Origin of the sequence: Parageobacillus sp. KH3-4 (genome assembly GCF_022846435.1) — a bacterium.
GTDB lineage: Bacteria > Bacillota > Bacilli > Bacillales > Anoxybacillaceae > Parageobacillus > Parageobacillus thermoglucosidasius_A.
In genome coordinates this window covers 688,735-710,824 of the sequence record NZ_AP025627.1, presented here as the reverse complement: position 1 = coordinate 710,824, position 22,090 = coordinate 688,735, and the positions used below count along the sequence as shown (strand labels likewise).

The window sequence follows — 22,090 nt, the reverse complement described above, 5'->3', positions numbered from 1 at the left end:
AAGTTGACTGAACGGAGAGAATTTTTACACAATAACTAGGACGCGATCCTTTTTTGTATATCATATGCAAAACATAGAGAATCCGGTGCAAATAAAGCGGATGAAGACGCCGGCTTTCGTCATATTGCAGTCCATGATGCAACACGCCAACAAAAAAAGGTGTAATTAGCTTTACACCTTTTCCTCATCCGCATTCCAATCTGCCCGTATATCATAGTGGCTATAGCAATGGCGCAACAGACAAGAAGCTGCTTTTAATTGCGCATGCTTTAACGGGATCTTCAATTTTCGCAAAGAAGAAAACCATTGTTCATAATTCCGCTTGTCGATAAAATGCACATCACCAAAAGTGGCACGGCGATAGTCAATATAGCCATAACGATTGATAACTGCTTTTTTGATAGGAAAATCAACATTGTACTGCTTATATATATTTGCCACGATTTTTCCCATCCGTTGTAACGCAATGATCGGATTGATCATTTTCTTCTCTTCATCATTGATTATTTCCGTCCAAAAACGGTCCGAGGACGCAATGATAATGTTATCTTTCGCACCTTCCGCAAACGTAATGCACCATGTTGTCGTTGGGCTTAACAAAATGACATCTAATTCGACTGGGGCGCTTTTTACTAAAAATACCGGCTTATATAAACATAAATACGTATCAGGAAAACGCTGTAAAAAATATTTCAACTTTTCTTCATAGTAAAACTTCTTATCCACAGCAGATTCGTACCATATCGTCGAGCTCGCCCATTGTAACTGCAGTTGAAACATATTTTCCAAAAATAAAATTTTTAATTCATCGATGTTTTTGGCCTCCGTTATGATCATCGGCAAGCCTTCTTCCCCATCGATCAAACGGTTTGTTTGTACTTCGGTTGTTTCTTCTTGTGGCGAAGAACGTTTGAACCATTTTTTCATTCTATCAAACAATGACGGCTTTTCCACCAGCCACTCCCATGTTTCATCCAGTTGAGGAATGTCATCGTTACTTTTATTGTTTTCCCATTGCTCCTTCGTTTGCTCCCATTGCCTTTTCTTTAAGCGAATAAATTCGCTTGCGTAGCGATACACGTCCGTTTCGTATCTTGAAATATAATCTTGAAGCTTTATTAATTGGCCCACACCTGCAACACTTCCTCCAATCAAAAGTTATTTTTTGAAAGCGGAAATAGAGCAAGCGCTTCATACTTCGGCGTTCGATCTAAATGTGTTTGATACAACACGATCTGGCCGACGGGAAACGTCGCGTTTACTCTTGGTTTCATTTGAAGATCATTCAAACAAAATACTTCATTTCCTTGCCATTTGCGCGCAATCGTAATGTGCGGAGTAAACGGCCGCTTTCCTAGCGAAAATCCGATATCGATACAAGCGGCATGCACATCACGTTGCAATGCAAATAGTTTTTCTTCCTTTTCCACCCCTTGCCATAAAATGCGCGGCGCTGTTCGATTGCCAAACGTCTGTATTTCTGATAACGATAAGGCAAATGGAGCGTGACATTTTGCCACTTCCCCTATAATTTGGCATATTTTATCTATTTTTGCCGGCGGAACATACCCTAAAAACGCCAATGTAATATGATAGTCTTGTTGATGCACCCATGTGCGAAATGGAAACGCAGAAGCGATTCCTTCTTTCCATTCTGCTATTTGTTTTTTTACTTCATCAGCGATAGGAACGGCGATAAAATAATGCGTTTTTTTCATGTTTTCCCACCTTTTCTTATCAAGGGAACCTTTTTTGCATTGATCAAACTAATTCCGATGAGTGAAAGCATTCCAACAAAGGTGCAAATGCTGAAAAATAAATATACATCCCCAATATGGCCTCGGTCAAGCATATATCCGCCAATAAACGTACAAAACCAAACCCCTAATCCGTTTCCGACCGCGGAATAAAGCGACACTGCCGTCGCTCTTACCTGCTTTGGCGCAATATCACGCACGTATTGAAGCGCCGCAGGAATAACCAAGCCAACGGAAAGACCTTGAACCACCGCCGTCATGTACACGAAAAAAAGCGGCGGTTCAAAAAAGTAAAACAACCAGCGCGCGCATGATGCAGCGGAAGCAAACATTAAAATCGGGACCATCCCAAACCGATAAATAAGCTGATCGGCCATTTTCATGAACGGAGCTTCGCTTCCCGCCGCCAATAAAAACGCTACCCCTATTCCCGTCAGCGTGCCGCCAAGCTGCTTAATAAATATGCCAAAATAAAAGTTATTCGCTAAAATAGGGCCAAAAATAAGAAAAGTAGCAAGCAACAATAATACAAATTGCGGAATTTGAAACAGCTGCGCCATGCCCTGAAGCGTTTCCGACTTCATCGGCTTGCTTTCCTTTGGAAGCCGCCAGGCGAGCAATCCAGATAACATTAGCATAAACGAAAATAAGTAAAAAATGGCAACAAGCGCAAAACGGTCTGATAACCAACCGCCGATCAGCACGGCAACAGCGAAACCGATCGATCCCCATAAACGAATCGATCCATACTTTTTGCCACTCTTTTGCACGTAATGAAGCGCGATGCTATCGGAAATCGGAATGATGGCGCTTTGTGCGGACGCAAGTAAAATAGCCATGGCAACAAGCCAACGGTACTCGTCAACAAATGAATACAGCAATCCTATCAACGAAGTGGCAAACAGTGCGATTGTCAACACGAGAACCGGTTTACGCGTATAATCTGTAACCATTCCCCAAATCGGCTGCACAAAAATCGTCGTAACCGGGCTGATGGACATAATCATTCCGATCTCCGCCCCCGAAAGGCCGGCAACTTCTTGTAAATATACGGATAAAAGCGGAAGCAATGTGCCGAATGCAAAAAACACAAAGAAATAAAATAGCGGAAACGCTGCTTTTCCTGGCGATTCCCCTCGTTTTAACGTCGCCTCCATGTTTGTACCGCACCCTTTCATAAAAAGCACCGCTCTAAACAGAGCGGCATAAATCGTCTTTTTTATCGTAACATATGTTTGAAATTTTTTCATTTGGCTAATTCATAAATAGCTTGAGCATAAATCGCTGTTGCTTTCAACAGATCATCAATAATAATATATTCATCCTTTTGGTGCGCTACGTCCGGCCGTCCCGGAAACATCGGCCCAAACGCTACTCCCGCTTTCAGCGACCGAGCATACGTGCCGCCGCCGATGGAAAGCAAGGAAGCGGGCTCTCCCGTCTGTTCTTCATACACGCGCTGAAGCGTCCGCACAAGCACATGATTTTTATCGACATGATGCGGCTTCAAACCGCCGAAGCGCTCCATTACAAAACCGTGCTGCGCAGCGATGCGCTCCAGCTTGTCTTTCATTTGTTCCATATCTGTTGTTACCGGATAGCGTATGTTAATGCCGATCTTGCCGCCAGATTGTTCATGATATGACAATATTCCAACGTTCACCGTTAAATCGCCGGTAATCTCATCACTGTAAGCGATTCCCAATGCTTTTCCACGAGAATCGGAAAAGAAATAGTTCGTCACAAACCTGATAAACGATTGTGCTTGCGTATCTAACGAAAGATCCGCCAGCCATCTCGCCAGCCATAAACCTGCATTTTTCCCAGTTTCCGGCTCCATTGCGTGAGCAGAAATTCCTTCCAATTGAAGAATAACGGTATTTCCTTCTACAACAGCATTTCCATTCATGTTCGCTTCATAAAGAAACTGACGATACCGCTGCTCGATTTCTTGTTGCCGATCTGAATGAACGAGCAATGCCGCTTCAGCAAAATCAGGAACCATATTATAACGGCGTCCCGCCTGAAACGATTGCAAGCGAATTTCGCTTTCTTCGCTCGTTCCTGTCCGTTCCATGCGCAAATCGATATCGGCAATTCCTTTTTCTGCATAAATAATTGGAAAATCAGCATCTGGGGCAAATCCCATCGTCGGCATTTCTTCATGTTGGAAATAATGTTCGACACAGCGCCATTCACTCTCTTCATCGGTTCCAATAATCATGCGCACCCGCTTGGACAACGGCAATCCAAGCTCCTTCACAATTTTCATCGCGTAAAACGCCGCCATCGTTGGTCCTTTATCGTCAATTGCGCCGCGGGCGTATATTTTTCCGTCGCGGATTTCCGCAGCAAACGGGTCGCTTGACCAGCCATCTCCCGGCGGAACAACATCAACATGGCATAATACGCCGATTAACTCATTCCCTTGCCCGATTTCAAGATGTCCTGCAAAACCATCGACGTTTTTTATCGCAAACCCTTCTTCTTGCCCACGCCGCAGCAAAAACTGCAGCGCCTTGTACACCCCGCTGCCAAACGGTGCTTCTTCCGTAGCGTCTTCTTCATTGAGGACGCTCGGAATGCGCAATAACGCCTGCGTATCTCGAATAAGTTCCTCTTTCCGTTTCAATACTTCTTCCATCCAATTGATGTTCACCGCAATTCTCCCTTTCTTTTTTCTCTTGTTGTCACCGTAACATAAACGAATAAATAAAGTCAAAGTTTTCTTTTTTTACGATCATATTACTATTGTATTAAAAAATATTGAAATATTTTGTTAATCTCGGCAAATCGGTAGCATTCCCCCCCTTTTTCGTGTAAAATATAATAAAAGACAACAAGATATAATCTCTCATCTTAGAAGTAGCGATGTTGTGCCATGCGAATTATGTAACGATAGGGAGTGGTCTTTTGAAACCTTCGACACATCGTATGCTAACACGAATTAAATCCGTCTACTTGTACATTAGCGAAAAAGGAACGGTGACGACACAAGAGCTTGTAGATGAGTTCGGCACTACCCCAAGAACAATTCAGCGCGATTTAAACGTGTTAGCGTATAACGACCTAGTTCGCAGCCCTAGCAAGGGCAAATGGACGACAACCAATAAGAAGGTGCGAATATCTTCTTGATTGGTTCTAAGAAGAGAGACAAAGGTGAGAGGTTATATGCAAAATGAATGAGCCTCAACATACCCGAAAACGAATGCACATTCCGTTTGGATAGAAAAAGGAACCTGAAAAAGGTTCCATTTTTTTGCCGCTTTAAGGGCGAAATCGTTTTAACATCTCCACTTCTTCATCCGTCAATTCCCGATATTCACCGACCTCTAACGATGGATCAAGAACGAGCGGCCCCATTCGAATCCGTTTTAAATAAACAACTCTTTTCCCTAGCGCCCGAAACATTCGCTTTACTTGGTGAAATTTTCCTTCCATAATCGTCACTTCCACATCCGAACGAAGTCCCGATTTTAAAATAACAAGTTCCGCCGGTTTTGTTTCATATCCATCGTCCAAAACAACGCCACGGCGAAATGATTCGATATCCTCTTCCGTCACCTCTCCATCGATGACAGCAAAATACGTTTTCGGCACATGCTTTTTCGGGGAAAGCAGTTGATGAGCTAATTGGCCATCATTCGTCAACAATAAAAGCCCTTCTGTATCTTTATCCAATCGGCCAACAGGAAAAGGAGCAAACATGCGGTCTTCCTCTTCTAGTAGATCAACCACCGTTTCTTCCACCATATCTTCCGTCGCCGAAATCACCCCCGGCGGCTTGTTCATCATTAAATAAATAAACTCTTTATATTCGACTTCCTCTCCTCGCACCGTCACAACTTGCTCACTCGGGTTTACTTGCGTTTTCGGGTCTTTTACGATCATGCCGTCAATTTTTACGACACCGGACTTTAACATTTTTTTTACTTCTTTCCTTGTTCCATAGCCCATGTTGGCAAGCATTTTATCGATGCGCAGCCCCATATGTTCACCACCTTTAAAAAATTTGCGCCTACTAGGCGTTTGTCTAGTCCGCATTCTCCCTATTTCCATATACTATGAAAGAAAATGAAGAAAGGAGATTGGCCCATAATGAATTACTATTATCCTTCAATGACAGATGATTATCGTCAACAGCCTACTCAGCCTTTTGGTCCTGGCTTCCCAGGAGGTTTCGGAAACATTCAGCAACGCCTGAATCGGATCGAACGGACGTTAGAGCGCCATACCGATCGCCTCAACCGCCTTAATCGCCGCTTGCAGCGCGTCGAGCGCCGGCTTGGTCTTCCTACAACGGAAGAATTTTAACCTTTTAGAAAAGAAGGCGACTAGACCGCCTTCTTTTCTTTTCTGCGCCGCAAAAATGCAAACCGATTTCCAAACAGCGAAACAAGCAACCCTGACCGGTCGCTGAAAAAGAAATACACCGCTGCGCCGATAAGCGCGGCAATTGCGACAATTGCGATTGATTCCGCTGTTCCACCATGATAATGAAGCACTGATTTCAAAAACAGCTGTACAATCACAACAAAAACAGACATCAGCGCCGTTAATATGGCTATAAAAATAGTGCGGCGTATGACAAACTGATACCGGTAGCTGGTGTATTTTTTAATAATCCATAAATTAAAGGCAACCGAAACAAAATAACCTAACATCGTTGCAAGTATCGCGCCGATCGTCGCCAATTTTGTAATCAGAAACGTATTGAGAGAAAGCTTCACGAGAAGCCCTAATGTTAAGCTGACGACCGAAAAACGTTGCTGATTAATGCCTTGCAGCACTGCCGCCGTCACGGAAAACAATGCGAACAAAATAGCAGTCGGCGCATACCAGCGCAGCACTTGCTCCCCAAGCGGATCGTAGCTATAAAACGCAGCATAAACCGGTCCTGCAAGAACCGCCATGCCGGCAACAGCAGGCAATGTTAAAAACATTAATACTTGAAACGTTTGATTTAGATATTTCCGCAATGATTTTCGGTCTCTTTCGACATACGCCTTTGTAATCGTTGGAATCAGCGTCAAACTAAATGATGTCGCCAGCGTCACTGGAATAATGACAATTTTCTGCGCCCACATATTAAAAACGGAATAAGCATGCTCGGAAATTTTTCCAAGCCCTATGTTCGCCATCGCATGGTTAAAGGTAAACTGGTCAATTAACTGGTAAAGCGGCATCGCCAAACCGACAAAAACGAACGGCGCCGCATAAAGAAATAATTCTTTATACATCTCTTTCAAGGAAAGCGTCACTTGTCCGCGGTCCCTCTTTAATAAATTGTCAAGATACGGCTTGCGCTTCCACCAATACCAAATGAGAACAACAAGTCCGCCGAGGGCGCCGACAAAAGCAGCAAATGTCGCCACACTGACAGCGGTGACGAGGGAACCTTCCAGCACGCGCAAAACGACGTAACAACCGATCAGCAAAAAGGCAATGCGGACAATTTGTTCAACCACTTGCGATAGCGCTGTCGGCCCCATCGATTCATGACCTTGGAAAAACCCGCGGATTAAGCTCATGACGGGAACGATAATAAGCGCAAAACTTACCGCGCGAATAACAGTCACAACATCATCAATGGAATTGACATTTGTGCGTTCATCAATGACAAACGGAGCAAGCCACGGGGCAATCGTATATAAAACAACGCAAGAAACGACGCCAGTGACAATCATTAACCGCAATCCTGAACGAAATAGCACATAACCGATACGATACTCTTCCAAAGCATTATATTTCGACACAAACTTGGAAACCGCCAGCGGCAGCCCTCCCGTAGCGAGGCTAATGAAAATTTGGTACGGCACATATCCATACCCGTAAAGCGCGCCGCCCCGTTCCCCCACGAGCTGATAAAATGGAATAACGTAAATTAAACCGAGAATGCGTGACAGCATGACGCCGGCCGTTAAAATAAACGTCCCGCGCAATAATTTCGACGTAGACATATGATCCCTTCCCTAACTTGATCGCATTGAAAATAATAACTATGATATTTTATCATATTTTTGATAAGGTCGAGAAATTTTCCCCCGCTCCATTATAATAATACGGAAAGGATAGTGAAGAAAATGGCATATGAAGTTGTCGTTATCGGGGGAGGCCCGTCGGGATTAATGGCGGCAATTGGCGCTGCAGAACAAGGAGCGAAAGTGCTTCTTATCGAAAAAGGGAATAAGCTTGGGCGGAAGCTTGCCATTTCTGGCGGCGGGCGATGCAACGTAACAAACCGGCTCCCTGTCGAAGAAATCATTAAACATATTCCTGGAAACGGACGGTTTTTATACAGCGCTTTTTCTGAATTCAATAATGAAGATATTATCCGCTTTTTTGAACGGTTAGGCGTACAGCTAAAAGAGGAAGATCATGGCCGCATGTTTCCGGTGAGCGATAACGCACAATCTGTCGTGCAAGCGCTAGTAAACGAGCTAAGACGGTTGCATGTAGATGTCCGGCTTAACACGCCGGTGGCCGACGTGGAGTACGAGCATGGAAAAGCGGTAGGCGTGACGCTAAAAAGCGGCGAATTCATCAGCGCGAAAGCCGTTGTCGTCGCCGTTGGCGGCAAATCGGTTCCGCAAACAGGCTCGACTGGAGACGGCTATGCTTGGGCAGAAAAAGCGGGGCATACGATCACCGAGCTGTTTCCGACCGAAGTGCCGATTACATCGAACGAACCGTTCATTCAAGAGCGGACGCTGCAAGGATTATCGTTACGCGATGTCGCTTTAAGCGTTCTAAAACCAAACGGAAAACCGATCATCACTCATCGGATGGATATGCTGTTTACTCATTTTGGCATTTCTGGCCCCGCCGCCCTGCGCTGCAGCCAATTTGTCGTCAAAGCGCTAAAAAAATACGGGGCAAACTCCGTCACGATGAGCATTGACGCGCTTCCTGAACAAAATCAAGAAGAGTTGTTTCAGCAGCTCACCAACGCGTGCAAAACGGAGCCAAAAAAGGCAATAAAAAATGTCATCAAGGGCTTGCTCCCAGAACGATACATATTATTTTTGCTAGAGCGAAGCAACATCGACCCGCAAACACCGGCTGGAATGCTCGCGCATGAAAAAATTCGAACATTTGTCCGCCAATGTAAACAATTTACGTTTCACGTTCACGGCACGCTGCCGTTAGAAAAAGCGTTCGTCACCGGCGGAGGCGTTTCTGTCAAAGAAATTCACCCGAAAAAAATGGCTTCGAAATGGATGGAGGGGCTTTATTTTTGCGGAGAAATCTTGGACATTCACGGCTATACGGGAGGATATAACATCACAGCAGCCCTTGTCACCGGAAGGCTTGCTGGAGTGAACGCGGCATTGTTCGCGACGTCTTTAAGGACCTAACGAGCTGTGTTAGGTCCGATAAATGACCATTGCCGAAAAGCAATAAATTTGCTCTCCTTCGGATTCCATCATCGCGACATCATATTTCACGTCGATCAGCTGTCCTTCTTTCAGTCCGGACAAAAACGCATTCACCGCCCGCTCCAAATCTTTTTCATGCTCTTCGTCAAATAGCTTCACTTTATACATTGTTACGTCCCCTCCTTATTATTGCCGCCCCTCATTTATTCACTTCTTTTACAAAGAAAAAATTCCTTCACTCTTCACTTAAAAATAAAAATATCAGCGAAGAGAGATCTCTCCGCTGATAAAAATGATCTTTAATACACTCCTACGGCATTAAACGCCTGCTTTACAGAAGCAGCCTCTTGGCTTGTTGATCCGTACAAGTCGGCAGCAGATTGAACGCAAGCGGCGCGAAGCTGGCTAAAGTTCGATGTTGGCGTTAAATATTGTGTGAGCGCGCGATAGAAAATTTTTCCCATTTTATCGCGCCCGATTCCTGTGACGCTGACACCGTAATGCGTGCCGCCTTGGCTAAGCAAATATGCCGCTTTGTTAATGATTCCGCTGTTAATATGAACTCCCCCATTGTCTTGCGTGCCGGTATATCGTTTTGAATAGTGGTCCGGATCGCCGTATTTCGCTGGATCAGACATCGAACGAAGCGAATCTCCGGAAATTCCAGGTGTATAAATATCTTCGCCAATTTCCCAATCTGGATTTTTATTTGCATAAAATTCGATTAACGTGCCAAAAATGTCAGACAATGATTCATTGATCGCTCCAGGTTCATTTTGATAAATAAGACCAGCTGTATACTCAGTTACTGCGTGGGTTAATTCATGCCCAACTACGTCAATTCCCCCTGAAAAAGGAAGAAATGTTTGTCCGTCGCCGTCACCGTATACCATTTGCGAACCGTTCCAAAACGCGTTATTATAGCCGCGGCTATAATGAACGGTTGACCGGACCGCCGCGTTATTGCCATCATAGCTTAAGCGATTATGAACATTTTTATAATAGTCATACGTGATGCCAGCATAGTAGTGAGCGTCTACTGCAGCTGCATCATAGCTTGCAAAAAATTGATTATCGGCATCCGCCCACAAACTCCCCGGCAATGTCGTACGATACTTGCCGTCATAGGTAAAAATGCCGTTGCCGCGCGTATTATCTTGCAAATAATAGTAACCGTAATCGGAAGAATACGTCGTATTAATATATTTTTGATCGCCAAGCACTCCTCTTCCTACACCAACGCTGGAAGTGCCGGCAACAGTTTTTGTATTTTCCAGTTTTGCCGCATCGATCTGATTAAATTTATTTAAAATAGAACCGTTTTCCGCATCAACAATATATATCCAGTTTCCAGGCTCCGGGGTTAAAAAATTTAAATTGACCACATAAGCTAAATGAGCGTCGTCGCCATAGACGTATACAACCAATTCCGTGTCTTTTCCTTGTTCATACTTTGGCACTTGCTTTGTCACATGTTCTACTAAATCTTTCTCAGCAATGTCACGCGCCTGTTTGGCGTTTAGTTTCTTTTCTTTCTTTAAAGACCCTTTTTTATCTAACTCTGGCATTAATGTCCCTGACAATGCGGTTAACGTTCCATCTTTTACATGTGCTGTAACTACGGCACCATACACTGGGATACCTTCATATTCCTGTTGAAAGCGCATAAACGTATAACCTAGCTCATCCTTCCTTTTTTCCCTTAAATTCAATGTTTGTTTAGCATTTCCATAAATCTTGAACTTCTCCTTATTTAGGTTTATATATTGATAGACAAGTTCATTGGGAGAGGCAACATCTGCTTTGAGCAACTGACCGGAAATAAACTCAGGAGTTTGGAACTGCTTATTCCACGTCACTGTTTCTGTAGAAGCAAACGCACTGTAAGGCAAAAGCGCTTGAACAACTAGTCCGGCAGCTAAAACGAACGCTGCCAATTTTGCACTTTTCTTCATTTTCCCACTCCCTTTTTTGATTTTATATTCAGAATATTAACACAACAACTTCGATTATTGTATTGGGAAAATAATCGTTTCACTCGATTCCTAGAAACAGAATAATATTTCCAATTTTACTTTTTATTAATAAAAAAACAGACAGCTAGCCAAACGCCAGCTGTCTGTTTTACTATGCTTCAAAAATGATTGTAGGCGGTGGAAGTTGGTCCTTGGTGGCTGCTTCTTTTTGTTGTTGATCGTTGCCGATAAGCACCAACGAGCTTAATACAACGAATGACAATACACCAAATAAAAATTTTTTCAAGAAAATCCCTCCTACATATTTATAATATTTTTTAGAAATTCATAGCTCATTTTATAATATTTGCTTGCCAGCTTATACTTGTGGCACCGTTCGTAGTAGCTCGCCAAATATTCAGCATATCGCGCCACTTCTTCATATTTTTTATGTTTTTGAAAATAAGGGAGTACTTCGTTTTTCATAAACGTTTCAAATGTTTGGCAGGAAACATCGTCTGACAACAAGTATTGATAGACAGTGAAATGAAGGTAATACTCATAATACGTTGGAATCGTATGCGAATGCTCTTTAAGAAGCTGTAAACTTTCTTCCACATTTGCTAACGCCTTTCGATAATTTTGTGAAGCATAATATTCTTTAATGAGAGAAAATAGCGTAATAAAACGGTCTGCCAACGGAGCATTCCTTTTGTATATCAAACTATTCTCATAATGCTGAATGGCATCCCGATGCTCCCGTTTCATTGACTTTAAATATCCTAAGTTATGCTCAATGATTCCTAATATTTCAATATCATTAACCATTCGGGCAGCTTTTTGCGCAAGAGAGTAACATTCAATCGCTTTATCCAGCTCACCATATCTTCGATGACAAATGCCCAGTAAAATATGACATTCCGCGCTTCGTCGCAAATTATAATCCGATTGGTAAATGGTTAATGCATGCTGCACATAGTTCATGCAGCTTAATATTTTCCATAACTGACTATATGCAAGTGCTAACAAATAATATAAATCTGCTTCTTCCCATTTTGGGAATGATTGAAATTGATAAAGCTGTTCCGCTTTTTTATAATGTTCTAATGCTTCCTCGTATTTTTCCTTGCAATAATATAAAAGCCCTATAAATTTGTAATAATAATATTTCATCTTATGATCAAACGTGTTGTATAATTCTCTGATTTTGATTAACGACGATTCCGCCGCATCGATATTTTTCGTAAATAAATAATACCGCATCTCCACCAATAGAAAATAGGCGTTCACTTCGGCATCTTCAAAACGCTCGACCATCGTTTTCATTTTTTCATACATTTCGATTGCTTCGCGTGCATTTTTATCAGTTATTGTTTTATACCATGACATAATTTGCTCCGCCTGTTCATGCATACTATCGCTAAAAATATTTTCAATCCCTAGTCGTTGGCAAAGCAAGCGCAGCACCTCTTCGCTCGGCGTCACCTGATTGTTTTCGATTTTTGATAAATATGATACTGAAATAATCCCCTCTGCCACTTCCTCCTGTGTCCACTCCCGCTTAATGCGGGCAAATTTTAAGCGATCGCCAATCTTCAACGAATACCTACCCCTTTTTATATTCATAATGATATAAATTTACTGAAAATTATATAACCTTTTTCTCTCATCCGAAATCACCCATTTGGACTAAAGGGATAGAAAACAAAGAAGATGGCCTCGCTTTTATTTATTACTTATTATACAAGATAATGAACTTTCTCTTATTGGGAAAATAAATAGTTTGAAAATGCGATTATGCTGTGACATCGATCTAGATTTGGGAAAATAGCGGCAAATTATAATGTTTGTATGAGTGGCTGTTTGAAAAAAGCGTTTGTCTGTTTCAACATGGAAACAGACAAACGCTTTTCACTTGCACATTGATCGTCTTTCATCCTATCGCGGCATATGGCGTTACTTTTTCGGAACGGTATCTCCTTCCCATTCAAGCATGCCGCCGGCCATATTGCAGACGCGATAGCCTAATTCCTGCAAATAGCGGCAAACATTTTCGCTGCGTCGCCCGGAGCGACAGACGAAAATGTACTCTTCCTCTTTATTGAACTCATCGAGCCGGCTTGGAATGTCTCCCATTTTAATATGTTTGGCGCCTGGAATCATGCCGAGCGCCACTTCCTCATCTTCACGCACGTCTATGATGTTTAGCTTTTCGCCGCGTTCCAGTTTTTCTTTTAATTCCGCCGCAGTAATTTCCTTAATTTCTCCCATCGTTATTATCTCCTTTCAATCATACGCCCCTCGCAAAAAGGAGGGGCGTTTTTGATCAGTTTGCCACAATGTTGACTAATTTTCCCGGTACCGTAATCACTTTACGCACTGTTTTTCCCGCGATATGTTCTTGAACTCTCTCGTCTTGCATCGCCGCTTGTTCCAGCTCTTCTTTCGATAGATCTGCGCGGACATGCAGTTTTGCTCTTACTTTTCCATTCACTTGAACAACAATTTCGACTTCCTCTTCGACTAGCTTCGACTCATCGTACGTCGGCCATGGTTCGTATGCGATCGTATTGTTATGGCCAAGTTTTTCCCATAATTCTTCCCCGATGTGCGGGCAAACCGGCGACAATAGTTTCACAAACCCTTCCATGTACTCTTTCGGCAATACCGGCGCCTTATATGCTTCGTTAATGAACACCATCAATTGCGAAATCGCTGTATTAAAACGAAGCGCTTCATAATCTTCCGTCACTTTTTTCACCGTTTGATGATAGACGCGCTCAAGCGTATCCGTTTCTGGATTGTCAACGATTTTCGGATTCAACTCGCCATTTTCATTGACAAACAAGCGCCAAACGCGGTCCAAGAAGCGGCGCGCTCCATCCAATCCCTTTGTCGACCAGGCAATCGACGCTTCAAGCGGCCCCATGAACATTTCGTATAACCGCAGCGTATCAGCGCCATGGCTTTCGATAATATCGTCTGGGTTGACGACATTTCCTCTTGATTTACTCATTTTTTCATTGTTTTCCCCAAGAATCATTCCTTGGTTAAATAGTTTTTGGAACGGCTCTTTTGTCGGCACAACGCCGATATCGTATAAAAACTTATGCCAGAAACGCGCATACAATAAGTGAAGCACCGCATGCTCTGCACCGCCGATATATACGTCCACCGGCAGCCATTTTTTCAGTTTTTCCGGATCGGCAAGCTGTTTGTCGTTATGCGGGTCAATATAACGCAAATAATACCAGCAGCTTCCTGCCCATTGCGGCATCGTATTCGTTTCACGGCGTCCTTTTTTGCCTGTTTTCGGATCGACGACATTGACCCATTCCTCAATGTTCGCAAGCGGCGATTCTCCCGTGCCTGACGGCTTAATTTGATCCGTTTTTGGTAGCTTTAACGGAAGTTCTTCTTCCGGCACCGGTGTCATCGTGCCATCTTCCCAATGGATGATCGGAATCGGTTCGCCCCAGTAGCGCTGACGGCTGAACAGCCAGTCGCGGAGACGGTATGTGACTTTCTTTTGTCCTTTTCCATTGGCTTCTAGCCACTCAATCATTTTCTTGATCGCTTCTTCTTTGTTCAGGCCGTTTAAGAAATCGGAATTAATATGCTCGCCGTCTCCCGTGTACGCTTCTTTCGCAATATCGCCGCCGGCGACGACTTCCTTGATTGGCAAGTTAAATTTTTTCGCGAATTCGTAGTCGCGCTCATCATGCGCCGGCACGGCCATAATCGCGCCCGTACCATAGCTCATTAACACATAATCAGCAATCCAAATTGGCAGCTTCTCGCCAGTGACTGGATGAATCGCATATGCGCCGGTAAATACCCCTGTTTTTTCTTTCGCTAAATCGGTACGCTCAAGGTCGCTTTTGCTTTTAATGGAATCCAAATACGCTTCTACTGCCGCTCTTTGCTCTGGAGTTGTAATTTTTTCGACAAGCGGATGTTCCGGTGCCAACACGGTATATGTTGCGCCAAATAGGGTATCTGGGCGGGTCGTAAAGACCGTGAACGTTTCCTCGTGGCCATCCACTTCAAAGCGAATTTCCGCGCCTTCTGAACGGCCGATCCAGTTTCGCTGCATTTCCTTGATGCTTTCCGGCCAATCCAATTCTTCTAAGTCTTCCAAAAGGCGGTCTGCATACGCCGTAATGCGAAGCATCCACTGTCTCATCGGTTTGCGGATGACTGGATGGCCGCCGCGCTCGCTTCTGCCGTTAATGACTTCTTCGTTGGCAAGCACCGTTCCTAACGCAGGGCACCAGTTGACCGGCACTTCATCCATATAAGCTAAGCCTTTTTCATATAACTTCAAGAAAATCCATTGCGTCCATTTATAGTAATTTGGATCAGTCGTATTGATTTCCCGGTCCCAATCGTATGAAAATCCTAACGATTTAATTTGGCGGCGGAACGTATTAATGTTTTTCTCAGTAAATTCCGCGGGGTCGTTTCCGGTATCAAGGGCATACTGCTCCGCCGGCAAACCGAACGCGTCCCATCCCATTGGATGAAGCACGTTATAGCCTTGCATTCGTTTCATCCGTGCTAAAATATCTGTCGCCGTGTAGCCTTCCGGATGACCGACGTGCAGCCCCGCGCCGGACGGATACGGAAACATATCCAACACGTAAAATTTTGGCTTGTCATCGTCATCAACCGTTTTAAACGTTTTGTTTTTTTCCCAATAATCCTGCCATTTTTTCTCGATTTCGCGATGATTGAAGCTCATTGTCTTTCCTCCTGTCTTTTTGTCATATGAGATACACGTACGAAAAAACCCCCCATCCCAAAAGGGACGAGAGGTGAAAATTCCCGCGGTACCACCCTTATTAGCACGCGCCGACGCGCATGCTCACTCTCATCATTAACGCAGATTCACGGCGGGCATTACGAGGCGAAAGCCGCTCATGCCCGCAACTCCGAGGCGAGTTCGTGAACAAACTTCGGTTGACTCGCACCGACCGTCAACTCTCTGCCGCCCGTTTTGTTCACTACTACTCCTCTTCACCGTTATTTCCAATATTGTTCGTGATAATATTTTAAAAAATTTGTCGGTTGATTGCAAGTAGCGGAAAATGGAGCTTATATTCTATATATGCCGCTTTTATCCGCATGTAGCTAGTTATCCGTCTATTTTATGCCACATTTCCGGCGGATTTAGCTCATAGATGCCGTTTTCGCGATACATATAGTTATTCATGATAAATTCGCGGCGAATCGTTGCATAATCTTCATGGAATTTTTTAATGTACTCATTGATTTCTTTTTCTGTATACCGTTTTCCCGGCTTCAACCCTTTCAGCATATGCTCAAGCACAATCAACTTCTTCTTTCTTTGCGCTGGAATATTTTTTAAACGGCCATCGCTCGTAAAAAAGTTGTCGATAATTTTTTGGCGCTCTGCGGCTTTTTCTTTCATTTCTTTTTTCACCTCGTTTTGTTCAGTCAAATCAAGCAGCGCACGCGTGTAATGCTTTACTACGGACGGCTGCAAGTAAAAATAAATGATGTTTCCATCGCGTCGTTCATAAACGATGTTTACGTCGCGGAGCTTTTTGAGATGATGGGTGATCGTCGCTGGGGTCAATCCAAGTTTCCCAGCAATTGCTTGACCGTGCAGCGGCCCTTGCGAAAGCAGTTTTATAATGCGAAGACGCGTTGGATCACCAATCGCCTTGAAAAATGTCACTAAACGATGAAGCTGCATGGCTACCCTCCTTTTTATATTTGATAATTATCTAATTAGATATATATCTAATTAGATGACCGTTGTCAACCTCTAATAAACAAAAAGCGGAGTAGAGGACATGTCTACTCCACGGTAACCGTTTGTTTCTTCCTTTTTTGCTTCTTTGGCAAGTTCCGAGCATAGAAAAACGTCGTGATAAGCGACAGCGCAGAAAAGAAAACAAGCGCGGCAAACATCATCGACCGAAATCCACTGATTTTATCAAATAATATTTCCCCAACCAAATTTCCAACCACGCTTGCCCCAGAATTCAACATAAGCACCATTCCAGCGACAGAAAGCGATTTTTCAAGCTGCCCATGAACGCCAATCGCATTCATCGTCCATAAAAAAGAAGCCAATGTCATGTTCATCGCCATGCCAATCATTAATATCCAAAGCATACAGGGCATCATACGTCCTTCTTCAATATTCGAACGCCAAAGTAACTGTATGTCGTTTGCAATAAAAAAAAGCTTGCCGACTTCGACAAGCTATTCTCCTACTCCGCGCGCTGCTTCGCTTTTTGCGGCTGCCCTCCTGTTTGTTCATACGCTTTCTTCGCTTGTTTTACTGGGTCCACCTCTTTTCCTAATTCAATATCATGATTGTTGATGCCGTTTCTCGTTTTTTGTTCTGGATTGTTCTGCTTCGAACGTTTTTGCACGACGCACCCCCTCCTTAATGATTGAGCAAAATCATTTCGTTTTGCAATTGCTGCAGCTGCAGGCGCATCCGGTGCAATTGTTCGCGCTGTTGCGCATTGCAGCTAAGCGCCAAATGCGCCAAATCATTCACTGCATTCTCCAGCATTTGCTGCGCTTGTGTATATTCCATGTCATTGTAATGTTCTTGCTTTTGCGCCTCTGTATATTGCTCTTTCGCATAACGAATAACATCTTCGCAATGTTGCAAAAATTCATCGACCGATTGCCGCGTTGCCATAACATTCCCTCCAACCGTATAATCGTTTCTCATCTTTTAATGTGCGCATTTTATTTTGCGGATATCACGTTAATGATTGGCAATAGTCGATTTTTCCCGCCAACCATGTTACAATGCTAAAATGATATGATTTTCGATAAGGAGGGAGCTGTGTTGAAGCAGCCCAACCCATTTCCATATACAAATGATCATAAACGTTACCATACATGGAACTACCATTTGCAGCAAACGTTTGGCCATAAAGTATTTAAAGTCGCTCTTGACGGCGGCTTTGACTGTCCAAACCGTGACGGGACGGTGGCCTATGGCGGTTGCACATTTTGCAGCGCGGCGGGATCGGGCGATTTTGCCGGCAATCGCGCAGATGACCTTGTTACCCAATTTAATCAAATGAAAGAAAAAATGCATAAAAAATGGAAAAGCGGAAAATATTTAGCTTATTTTCAGGCGTTCACGAATACACACGCTCCCGTCGGTGTATTGCGGGAAAAATACGAAACCGTCTTAAACTTGGACGGAGTTGTCGGGCTGTCCATCGCCACGCGCCCGGACTGCCTTCCAGACGACGTTGTCGAATATTTGGCAGAGCTGAACGAGCGCACGTATTTATGGGTCGAGCTCGGTTTGCAGACGGTGCACGAGCGGACGGCATTGCTAATCAACCGCGCCCACGATTTCCAATGCTTTGTCGACGGAGTCGAAAAACTTCGCAAACATGGAATCCGCGTTTGTGCGCATATTATTAACGGGCTGCCGCTCGAAGATTACGATATGATGATGGAAACAGCGAAAACAGTGGCAAGCATGGACATTCAAGGGATCAAGATCCATTTGCTTCATTTATTGAAAGGGACGCCAATGGTAAAGCAATACGAAAAAGGATTAGTCCAATTTTTGTCATTTAAAGAATACGTAAACCTTGTTTGCGATCAGCTGGAAATTTTGCCTCCGGAAATGATTGTGCACCGAATTACAGGGGATGGACCGATCGATCTAATGATCGGGCCAATGTGGAGCGTCAACAAATGGGAAGTGTTAAACGCGATTGATGCCGAACTCGAACGACGCGACAGCTATCAAGGGAAGTATTACAAAAAAGAAGTGGTGAAGCAATGAAATTAGCGAAAATTCTCCCTTTTACGCGAACATTGATGAACCTTGCCGTGAACGAAGGGGATATCGCCGTCGACGCCACGGTTGGAAACGGGCATGATACGCTTTATTTGGCACAGCGCGTGGGAGAATCCGGCCACGTGTTCGGCTTTGACATTCAAAAAGAGGCGATTGCGGCAACTTCCGCCCGCCTTCAAGAACATAACATGTTAAAGCGGGTGACGCTATTTCAAGCAAGCCACGATCAACTGATCGAAAAAATTCCCGCTATTTATCATGGCCGCATCACCGGAGCGATATTTAACCTCGGCTACTTGCCAGGTGGCGATAAACGTATTGTAACAAAACCGGATTCCACGATCCGCGCTATTGAGCAACTGCTACAAATTATGGCAAAAGAAGGAATCATCGTCGTTGTCGTTTATCATGGCCATCCAGAAGGCGTCATCGAACGTGACGCGCTTCTTCACTATACAAAAGCGATAGACCAAAAGCGAGCTCACGTATTAAAATATGAATTTATCAACCAAATGAACAACCCGCCCTTTATTATCGCGCTGGAAAAGCGAGCGTGAGGCTGCCCTCCCAATTGGGGCAGCCTCTTTATTTTGCGGTGAAGGAGCGCTTTTTTTGCCATAACCGATATGCTTTTCCATTCCAATAAAAAAACCAAGAGACGATTCCGCCAGCCCGAACAAGCCTTTTCGCAAGACGGCGCAACTCTTTTTGTTTCTTTACTTTTTCATCAGATAAATATAAGCCGAGCAACCCGCGGTGAATAAGGCGGTGAAATGCCCCATGCGGCAATTCATTCACATGGCGGTCCGCCTCTTCAATAAAATAGCAAAGCCGTTCTAGCAAAACGGACTGATTTGGATAATAAAAACAAAAATTCAAATCTCCTCCTAGACGATCTTCCTCTTGGTCAATAAAATAATCAAGCAAAATATGCAGACCTTGAATATACGGAAAATAACCGTCACGTATTTGCTTTGCCATTTTCTCATGAAACGTTTCGGCAAACGCGTAGGCAACTAAACAAAAAATGCCTAACGTAGAACCGGAACAAGCAGAAAACTCGTACCATTCCATCGGCGGAAGCTGATCTTTATATTGCTTGAACCACTTTTCGAGGCGAGGGACCCGCTCCTCCACATTCACGTGTTTATGTACTTGCAAATCACAATAATATCCAGCCAATTCATGCAAAAACGGTACAATTTTATCGTAATGCGTTACTTTCTTTAAAACGCTTTGACATGTTCGTACAAGGTCATGTAAATAGCCACCGTCATCTTGTTCTTGGCGATGCCGGTAATAATTCGACACGCTTGCATCAATCGATAACGCGTCAGGCATCGATTCATGCAGAGCACGAAAATCGAGCGGGTCTAATGAAGTGCTTCGATCACATAAATTATCTAGGTAATCGCTGATCGTTTGATAGGCGACAATAAAACGAATGCACTCTTCCATTTTTTCTCCTGCTAACAATGATAAAATGGAGCCGCCCTCACAGTGAAACGTTTTGGTTTCAATGCTCGCCAACGCTTGTTTGCGAAGCTCCGCGTCTGGAATATTTTGTGCCCTTTGTTTCCAATATGCCAATTCGCGATGCACAACTGGAAAAACGTCGCGATATACTTTTTTCATAAGAGTGATCGGATGCGTCGGGATTTTCAACTGGCTCACCTCAGATGCGTTTGCGTTATCTAACGATACATTCGGCATTGTGTATCTAAAAACGATTTTGCGTATAAGAAAACATCTTCTCGCTCCGGTTCGTTAAAAATTTCATGGTATAATTGACTCCATTCTTTATACAATTTTTCCGATATCGCCAAACGATTGAACCATTCTTTTACGGCTGTCTTATCGACAATTTTATCGTCCCCGCCTTGCATAAGCAGCAATGGAATATCAGGAAACTGCTGAATGCGGCGAGAAGCCAATTCCATCGCCTTCATTAGTTCGCGATACCAACGGACAGATACTTTTGTCACATAAAGTTCATCCTGTTTATCCGACTCATGCACTTCTTTATTTCTTGTCGCCAACTCGACAGACAGTCCCGAATCGATTAAAAGGGATGGGGCAATATGATTCAATACTCTTGATAACATATCCAACCCTTTTGACGGATACGACACAAGCCCTAAACATGGAGAAGATAGAATAACCCCTTGCACAGGAAGCCTTTTTTCCTGCAACGTGCGGATGACAACAAGCCCTCCCATGCTATGTCCAAGAAGAAACACCGGTACATGAAATTGTCTCGCTTCTATGATCCAATCGGCCACCTCATTAATATACTCATCGAACGACTGAATGTGTCCGCGCTTTCTTCTCGTTGTCCGCCCTTGTCCAGGCAAATCGCCTGCGACAACATGATAACCGCTTTGTACCCATTGTTCGATCAACCATTTATAACGCCCGTGATGCTCTGCCGCTCCGTGGACAATCACAACTGTTCCTTTCCCTTCATTTGCCTCCCATGTCCACATCATGCAATCTCCTCCGTTTACGAATCGTGCCACTATCTGTACAATAATAATACCGAACCATTTTATAAAAGGAAAGGGAAGAAGCGTATGATTTACCCGTACAAAGGAAAGTTTCCGAAAATTGCAGAATCTGCCTTCATTGCCGATTATGTCACCATTACCGGTGATGTGGTCATCGGGGAAGAAACAAGCATCTGGTTTAATACTGTTATTCGCGGAGATGTCGCTCCAACGATCATCGGCAATCGTGTCAATATCCAAGATAACTCAATTTTGCATCAAAGTCCAAACAATCCACTTATCATTGAAGATGGTGTAACCGTCGGCCATCAAGTCATTTTACATAGCGCCATCATCCGAAAAAACGCTTTAATCGGCATGGGCTCGATTATTCTCGATGGCGCAGAGATTGGCGAAGGAGCGTTTATCGGTGCCGGAAGCCTTGTCCCACAAGGAAAAAAAATTCCGCCGCACACGCTCGCATTTGGCCGTCCCGCTAAAGTCATTCGTGAATTAACCGACGAAGATGTCCGCGAGATGGAGCGAATTCGCCGCGAATATGTAGAAAAAGGGCAGTACTATAAATCACTGCAACCAAAATAAAAACAAATGACGTTCATATTATCGGACGATATGATTTACTTTCGTTATTTATTGCATCATATCGTCCCATTGTTCCTTTTCCTATTTTAAC

Annotated in this window: 24 protein-coding genes and 1 other annotated feature; of the genes, 6 read left to right on the top strand and 18 right to left on the bottom strand. The window is 43.8% G+C overall.

Annotation, left to right across the window (positions count from 1 at the left end):
* Positions 1-171: 171 nt before the first annotated feature.
* The 4 genes from MWM02_RS03650 to pepV all read right to left on the bottom strand — a co-directional run bounded on the left by MWM02_RS03650 (position 172) and on the right by pepV (position 4,416).
* Positions 172-1,131, bottom strand: coding sequence for a nuclease-related domain-containing protein (locus tag MWM02_RS03650; RefSeq protein ID WP_244402962.1), 960 nt, complete (start codon positions 1,129-1,131; stop codon positions 172-174).
* 20 nt (positions 1,132-1,151) lie between these two features.
* Complete coding sequence (gene thpR, locus MWM02_RS03645; RefSeq protein WP_244402961.1) at positions 1,152-1,718, bottom strand: RNA 2',3'-cyclic phosphodiesterase; 567 nt, start codon at positions 1,716-1,718, stop codon at positions 1,152-1,154.
* On the bottom strand, positions 1,715-2,914 hold the full coding sequence (locus MWM02_RS03640) for an MFS transporter (protein ID WP_244403590.1): 1,200 nt from the start codon (positions 2,912-2,914) through the stop codon (positions 1,715-1,717). The genes thpR and MWM02_RS03640 overlap by 4 nt, the downstream gene beginning before the upstream one ends.
* Positions 2,915-3,003: 89 nt before the next feature.
* A complete protein-coding gene (gene pepV, locus MWM02_RS03635) occupies positions 3,004-4,416 on the bottom strand; it encodes a dipeptidase PepV (RefSeq protein ID WP_064549514.1) in 1,413 nt (470 codons plus the stop codon).
* A 254-nt stretch (positions 4,417-4,670) separates the two neighbouring features.
* On the opposite strand from pepV, the gene MWM02_RS03630 reads away from it, so the two are divergent.
* Positions 4,671-4,892: a DeoR family transcriptional regulator gene (locus tag MWM02_RS03630; RefSeq protein WP_071880423.1), complete on the top strand. Its 222-nt coding sequence runs from the start codon at positions 4,671-4,673 to the stop codon at positions 4,890-4,892.
* A 132-nt stretch (positions 4,893-5,024) separates the two neighbouring features.
* Here the strand turns inward: MWM02_RS03630 and MWM02_RS03625 are convergent, their stop codons facing one another.
* A complete protein-coding gene (locus MWM02_RS03625; RefSeq protein ID WP_244402960.1) occupies positions 5,025-5,747 on the bottom strand; it encodes a pseudouridine synthase in 723 nt (240 codons plus the stop codon).
* 108 nt (positions 5,748-5,855) lie between these two features.
* On the opposite strand from MWM02_RS03625, the gene MWM02_RS03620 reads away from it, so the two are divergent.
* Positions 5,856-6,071: a hypothetical protein gene (locus MWM02_RS03620; protein ID WP_064549512.1), complete on the top strand. Its 216-nt coding sequence runs from the start codon at positions 5,856-5,858 to the stop codon at positions 6,069-6,071.
* A gap of 20 nt (positions 6,072-6,091) precedes the next feature.
* Here the strand turns inward: MWM02_RS03620 and MWM02_RS03615 are convergent, their stop codons facing one another.
* Complete coding sequence (locus tag MWM02_RS03615; RefSeq protein WP_244402959.1) at positions 6,092-7,717, bottom strand: putative polysaccharide biosynthesis protein; 1,626 nt, start codon at positions 7,715-7,717, stop codon at positions 6,092-6,094.
* A gap of 123 nt (positions 7,718-7,840) precedes the next feature.
* On the opposite strand from MWM02_RS03615, the gene MWM02_RS03610 reads away from it, so the two are divergent.
* Entirely contained in the window at positions 7,841-9,115 is a 1,275-nt protein-coding gene (locus MWM02_RS03610) for a BaiN/RdsA family NAD(P)/FAD-dependent oxidoreductase (protein ID WP_244402958.1), read from the top strand.
* 9 nt (positions 9,116-9,124) lie between these two features.
* Here MWM02_RS03610 and MWM02_RS03605 read toward each other — a convergent pair whose 3' ends face one another.
* The 10 genes from MWM02_RS03605 to MWM02_RS03565 form a co-directional block, all read right to left on the bottom strand.
* Complete coding sequence (locus tag MWM02_RS03605) at positions 9,125-9,304, bottom strand: sporulation protein Cse60 (RefSeq protein WP_064549509.1); 180 nt, start codon at positions 9,302-9,304, stop codon at positions 9,125-9,127.
* Between the two features lie 131 nt (positions 9,305-9,435).
* Positions 9,436-11,091, bottom strand: coding sequence for a M4 family metallopeptidase (locus MWM02_RS03600; protein WP_064549508.1), 1,656 nt, complete (start codon positions 11,089-11,091; stop codon positions 9,436-9,438).
* A gap of 172 nt (positions 11,092-11,263) precedes the next feature.
* A complete protein-coding gene (locus MWM02_RS19355; protein ID WP_256462204.1) occupies positions 11,264-11,398 on the bottom strand; it encodes a hypothetical protein in 135 nt (44 codons plus the stop codon).
* Positions 11,399-11,409: 11 nt separating this feature from the next.
* Complete coding sequence (locus MWM02_RS03595; RefSeq protein WP_064549507.1) at positions 11,410-12,690, bottom strand: helix-turn-helix domain-containing protein; 1,281 nt, start codon at positions 12,688-12,690, stop codon at positions 11,410-11,412.
* 357 nt (positions 12,691-13,047) lie between these two features.
* Entirely contained in the window at positions 13,048-13,362 is a 315-nt protein-coding gene (locus tag MWM02_RS03590) for a rhodanese-like domain-containing protein (protein ID WP_244402957.1), read from the bottom strand.
* A 55-nt stretch (positions 13,363-13,417) separates the two neighbouring features.
* The gene (gene leuS / locus MWM02_RS03585) at positions 13,418-15,835 is read right to left on the bottom strand and encodes a leucine--tRNA ligase (RefSeq protein WP_064549505.1); all 2,418 of its coding nucleotides are present in this window, start codon (positions 15,833-15,835) and stop codon (positions 13,418-13,420) included.
* Positions 15,836-15,894: 59 nt separating this feature from the next.
* Positions 15,895-16,123, bottom strand: a binding site (T-box leader).
* 105 nt (positions 16,124-16,228) lie between these two features.
* Entirely contained in the window at positions 16,229-16,813 is a 585-nt protein-coding gene (locus tag MWM02_RS03580; RefSeq protein WP_064549504.1) for a DUF2087 domain-containing protein, read from the bottom strand.
* A gap of 104 nt (positions 16,814-16,917) precedes the next feature.
* Complete coding sequence (locus MWM02_RS03575; RefSeq protein ID WP_244402956.1) at positions 16,918-17,238, bottom strand: MFS transporter; 321 nt, start codon at positions 17,236-17,238, stop codon at positions 16,918-16,920.
* Between the two features lie 98 nt (positions 17,239-17,336).
* The gene (locus MWM02_RS03570) at positions 17,337-17,501 is read right to left on the bottom strand and encodes a hypothetical protein (RefSeq protein WP_064549502.1); all 165 of its coding nucleotides are present in this window, start codon (positions 17,499-17,501) and stop codon (positions 17,337-17,339) included.
* Positions 17,502-17,515: 14 nt separating this feature from the next.
* Positions 17,516-17,779: a YtzC family protein gene (locus tag MWM02_RS03565; protein WP_064549501.1), complete on the bottom strand. Its 264-nt coding sequence runs from the start codon at positions 17,777-17,779 to the stop codon at positions 17,516-17,518.
* Positions 17,780-17,932: 153 nt separating this feature from the next.
* Between MWM02_RS03565 and mnmL the strand changes: the two genes are divergently transcribed.
* Together mnmL and mnmM are read left to right on the top strand one after the other, a co-directional pair.
* Entirely contained in the window at positions 17,933-18,895 is a 963-nt protein-coding gene (gene mnmL / locus MWM02_RS03560) for a tRNA modification radical SAM protein MnmL/YtqA (RefSeq protein WP_244402955.1), read from the top strand.
* A complete protein-coding gene (gene mnmM, locus MWM02_RS03555; RefSeq protein ID WP_064549499.1) occupies positions 18,892-19,467 on the top strand; it encodes a tRNA 5-(aminomethyl)-2-thiouridylate-methyltransferase MnmM in 576 nt (191 codons plus the stop codon). Before mnmL ends, mnmM begins: the two co-directional genes overlap by 4 nt.
* Positions 19,468-19,495: 28 nt before the next feature.
* On the opposite strand, the gene MWM02_RS03550 is transcribed toward mnmM, so the two are convergent.
* Complete coding sequence (locus MWM02_RS03550) at positions 19,496-20,575, bottom strand: tetraprenyl-beta-curcumene synthase family protein (protein ID WP_064549498.1); 1,080 nt, start codon at positions 20,573-20,575, stop codon at positions 19,496-19,498.
* Positions 20,576-20,604: 29 nt separating this feature from the next.
* Entirely contained in the window at positions 20,605-21,396 is a 792-nt protein-coding gene (locus MWM02_RS03545) for an alpha/beta hydrolase (protein ID WP_244403589.1), read from the bottom strand.
* An 87-nt stretch (positions 21,397-21,483) separates the two neighbouring features.
* Between MWM02_RS03545 and MWM02_RS03540 the strand changes: the two genes are divergently transcribed.
* The gene (locus MWM02_RS03540) at positions 21,484-21,999 is read left to right on the top strand and encodes a gamma carbonic anhydrase (protein WP_064549496.1); all 516 of its coding nucleotides are present in this window, start codon (positions 21,484-21,486) and stop codon (positions 21,997-21,999) included.
* Positions 22,000-22,090: the final 91 nt, after the last annotated feature.